This window comes from Rhodopirellula maiorica SM1, from assembly GCF_000346295.1.
Classification (GTDB): Bacteria; Planctomycetota; Planctomycetia; order Pirellulales; family Pirellulaceae; genus Novipirellula; species Novipirellula maiorica.
Window position 1 is genome coordinate 1 of record NZ_ANOG01000349.1, and the last position, 1,554, is coordinate 1,554.

Here is a 1,554-nt window from a genome sequence, read left to right on the forward strand (position 1 = left end):
GGCTGGCAGATCAACCGCGCGCGTCCTTGGCGGAAGACTACGTCCGCTTGGCGAAGAAGCAATTCAAACTCGAACTTCAGGAAGCCAAGGCGACCATCGATTGGGTTGGTTCCTATTGGCTTGTCCAGATCGCCGTCGATCCGTTGGCAACGGTGACGGACGTCCCGGGACTGGTTTCTCGAATCGAACAACATCTCAATCGCTATCGGCGCATGGGGCACCGCGTCGCCGTTCACCAGGGATTCAAGGTGCCGATTGCTCTCGGGCTGACGATCTGTGTTTGCGACCAGTTTACGCCTGAAGACGTCCGCGCCGATCTGATCGATCGATTTAGCAATCGAGATCTGCCGGACAACCAGCAAGGATTCTTTCATCCTGACCGAATCACGTTCGGACAATCGATTCATTCCAGTCGTATCGTTACGGTCGCGCGATCGGTTACAGGTGTTCAAGACGTGAAGATCGATTTTCTTCACCGCTGTGACGCCAATCCTTGCAACACCAACGAGGCACAAAGCAAGCCATGCGACGGCTCCGGCAATGATGCGATCAGTGAATGGAAAAATTTTGAAGTTGACATCGGCGACTTGGAGATCGCGCAGCTGGAAAACAATGGCAATCGCGCAAACGGCTACTTGTGCCTGAACATGGGAGGCGGTCGATGACAAACTCTTGCCTCCCTTGCCGCGGAATTCAGCGTTTAACACCGGCAACGATCTTCAATCGTCCGGGTCTGTCACAGATTCGCTACAAAGCCGGCGACTATGGTCAGTTTTTGGAGTCCATGCTGGCGGCGATCAGCGATACCGCCCCGCATCTTGGCAATCGCGAAGCTGCCCGACTGGCGCTGGGAAATCTACGGACACGAGAAACCGACGATCCCAGTATTGCGTTGATGGACGCATGGTCCGTGCTAGCCGATGTGTTGACGTTCTACCAGGAGCGTTTTGCCAACGAGGCGTTTCTCGGTACGGCGACCAGACCTGAGTCTTTGCATGAACTATCACGGCTACTCGGTTACGAACCGCGCCCGGGACTTTCTTCGTCCGTGCTACTGTCGTTTGAGGTCGACGACCGATCCGACGAGGTTCGGATCCCAGCCGGCACGGCAGCCAAAAGCACGCCGCGACCGGGAACGCCCGATCAGCCGCAAACCTTCGAGACCTCCGACGACTTCGCCGCCCGCGCCGACTGGAATGCCATCCGTCCGAGACTGACACAACCTCAAAACCTGGCCCAGGGCACGTTGGCGGAGTTGAAGCGGGTTTACGTCAAGGGAACGGGATTGCGTATCGAGCCCAATGATTGGTTGGCGATTGGCAATGCGGAGAGTTTGGACAAACCCGAGCTGAAACAGGTGCGGGAAGTGGAAGAGCGTACGAGCCCGATCGACCAGCAGGTCACTGTTTTACACTTGGTCGTTGATCCGTTGTCGGTGGCTGAATTGTTGGCAGAGATCGAAATGGCGTTCAATCACTATTTCGCTGACGTCAAGGCAACGGGTCTATTCCAAAACACCGTAACGGATAATCTTGACAAACTCCTTGGCAATTC

The 1,554-nt window shown here is 55.7% G+C and carries 2 protein-coding genes; both read left to right on the forward strand.

Annotated features, from left to right (window positions below; all coding sequences use genetic code 11):
- On the forward strand, window positions 1–665 hold a 665-nt coding region (locus RMSM_RS11305), incomplete at its 5' end, for a baseplate J/gp47 family protein (protein ID WP_040765749.1).
- Window positions 662–1,554, forward strand: an 893-nt coding sequence (locus tag RMSM_RS11310; RefSeq protein WP_008695606.1) for a hypothetical protein, incomplete at its 3' end; no start/stop codon positions are given. The genes RMSM_RS11305 and RMSM_RS11310, both read left to right, overlap by 4 nt.